General features: G+C 52.9%; 5 protein-coding genes. 2 read left to right on the forward strand and 3 right to left on the reverse strand.

Annotation, left to right across the window (positions count from 1 at the left end; all coding sequences use genetic code 11):
* Positions 1-143: CreA family protein (locus ACOSYY_RS15970; RefSeq protein WP_421663669.1), on the forward strand; the 143-nt coding region annotated here is incomplete at its 5' end.
* A 15-nt stretch (positions 144-158) separates the two neighbouring features.
* Here ACOSYY_RS15970 and ACOSYY_RS15975 read toward each other — a convergent pair.
* The 3 genes from ACOSYY_RS15975 to ACOSYY_RS15985 all read right to left on the reverse strand — a co-directional run bounded on the left by ACOSYY_RS15975 (position 159) and on the right by ACOSYY_RS15985 (position 1750).
* Positions 159-617, reverse strand: a complete 459-nt coding sequence (locus ACOSYY_RS15975; RefSeq protein WP_421663661.1) for an HAD domain-containing protein — start codon at positions 615-617, stop codon at positions 159-161.
* Between the two features lie 187 nt (positions 618-804).
* Positions 805-1284 carry a tautomerase family protein gene (locus tag ACOSYY_RS15980; protein ID WP_421663663.1) on the reverse strand — a complete coding sequence of 160 codons (480 nt, stop codon included), beginning with the start codon at positions 1282-1284 and terminating at the stop codon, positions 805-807.
* A 67-nt stretch (positions 1285-1351) separates the two neighbouring features.
* Positions 1352-1750, reverse strand: coding sequence for a winged helix-turn-helix transcriptional regulator (locus ACOSYY_RS15985; RefSeq protein ID WP_421663665.1), 399 nt, complete (start codon positions 1748-1750; stop codon positions 1352-1354).
* Between the two features lie 326 nt (positions 1751-2076).
* On the opposite strand from ACOSYY_RS15985, the gene ACOSYY_RS15990 reads away from it, so the two are divergent.
* The gene (locus ACOSYY_RS15990; protein ID WP_421663667.1) at positions 2077-2250 is read left to right on the forward strand and encodes a hypothetical protein; all 174 of its coding nucleotides are present in this window, start codon (positions 2077-2079) and stop codon (positions 2248-2250) included.
* Positions 2251-2325: the final 75 nt, after the last annotated feature.

Genomic DNA, 2325 nt, shown 5'->3' on the forward strand with positions numbered 1-2325 from the left:
TTTTTAAGAAGCTACAAGTGGTCAGATTCTTAGACAAGAAACGCCAGGCTTACATTTATCTCGCCTATAGCGATCGAGTGATCGAAGGTTCGCCGCAAAATGCCATCTCCACCGTGCCGATCCAATCCTGGCCGAGTCGATAAGGGCCAGAAAACAAGCTAGATAGTCTTGGGCTCGCGGTTTTTTCGCACCCTTTGGCAAGTTGAGAACCCTGCCCTTCCTGCAAGATCTTCCTTCAATCGTTCAAGCTGTCGCTCTTCTATGGGACTCACGCGAATACAGCGCTCGGCCGGCAGTCCGGACAAATCGTCCTGAATGTCGTCAATCCAGAACCAGGGTCTTCCGTCGAGCTTGGACACCGCTTCACGAAGCCATGTTTCTTTGTTCGCATAATTGGTCCAGTTCCCATAGGTCGAAGATTTCATCACATCTTCGAGGTACAGGGATCGAAGCAGACCGTGGACACGATCCCTTTCCCATGCGGTCAGCCAGACCAGGTCAAAGTGTTCACAGGCCCATCGCAACCACGAGCTCACGCCCGGCCGTAGTTGATACTCGCCCGCGTACTCTCCAAACAACACTCCATCGATGTCATGAAAGAGGATCGGCTTCATCATAGCAAGTGTAGCACTCGGCTCACCTACGTCACCTGACAGCGATTAGGCTCAGCACGTGGGTATCGTTACACTTTATTCAACAACGGTTCCGGATCCTCTATCTCCCCAGGGAGAGATGGCGTTACCGAGTTGGTGGCCATCTCCCCGAAGAGAATCCCGCCACGAGAACGGAGGCAAGTTAGGACCCCTACCGATCAGCGACGCCTGGGGCGAGCAAAAGATTGACCGGCAGTTTTTCTTCGATGGAATAGGGGCTCGCCTTGTTCTCTTTGACCCACCGCTTTTCAGCCGCTGATTCAAACGGCGGGGCAGGTTCGCCTTGCAGAGACCATAAATCGCACGGGGTCTCATCGATGGAAATTTCCCAGTCATACCCTCTGTCCTTCACAAAGGGGGCGATGACTCGATCGAGCGTTCTGACCCACCACTCTCTGATGACGGGACCCGGCAGTGTCCGGGCGATCTGGTCGATCTTAAAACGGATAAATCGGTCATGCGGCTCGCCGCCCACAAAGCAGGAGCCTGCGGCCATCTCTTCGAATACAAAAACTACGTAAAACTTTGGAATCGGGATGCCGGCATAGACCTCCGTGACTTCCCGGGCCAGTTTTTTCTTGTCTTCCGCCGTGAATGCCCCGGCGGGATGATACACCTTCCATAATGGCATGACTGCGTCCCTCCTCTATGAATGGAACAGACCAAATAAATTCTGTGGAATGTGAAACACCTGCGAGTCAACCATCCTCCTTTCTCCTGCTTACCCGCGTAGACTCGCGCTTTGGATGCCCGTCCGAACGCTCGACTCGTGGAAATCGCTTGGTGCCGGGATATTGCTTTTTTCCCCATGCGAGGATCGCTTCCAGGATCGGCTCGAGCGCCTTTCCCTTTTGGGTCAATACATACTCGTAACGGAGGGGGTTGCGCTGGTAGATCCGCCGACGAATAAGACCACCGGTCTGCAACCTTTTCAGTCGCTCGGCCAGGATGTTTGAAGCCATTGCTTCAGGAGAGGATAAGAACTCCTGATAGCGTCTCTTGCCCAGCACCAAGTCCCGAATCACCAGCAGCGTCCATTTGTCTCCCAGAAGATCCAGGACATTGGTGATCGGACAGGAGGACCGTTTAAATCTCATCGTATGGCTCCATTATCAAACGGTACGGACAGCCTATCTTAGTAACTTGCAAAATGCAAGTTACTCGATTTGATGGAAGGGCGCAGTAATTGACCTGACACCGATCTCTCATTCCCAAAATCATTCAAGGATTGCTCATTTCTCTTGCGCCGGCTGACAAAACATTGACGGCTTGAACTCTTTCGCACCGTCAATTTTCCAACATTGGTTGCCACGTGAAACTACGTATCATGCAGAATCCTTGAAATACTGACATATGACACTCTGGCGCAGCTCTTGCTTAAGTTCGTCATCAGCTGTGAACGGCGCCAACCTGGGAGGGATCAATGGAATGTCCGAAGTGTAAGGGACTGATGATGCTGGAGCGGTTCTCGGATTTCTTTCTCGTGTTTTATGCCTGGAAATGCCTCAATTGCGGCGCCATCATCGACCGCACCATTTCAAATAATCGCCGGAAGAGTCTGGCTGCGCGAGACTCTCAGACCGTTGCCGCGAGCTAAGAGGATCCTCGCTCGGAGCGTGAGGCACTCCGACTCAGTATGCAACGCGGCCCCCTGCGTTGGTAACGACGCCTG

This window comes from Nitrospira sp. BLG_2, from assembly GCF_049222245.1.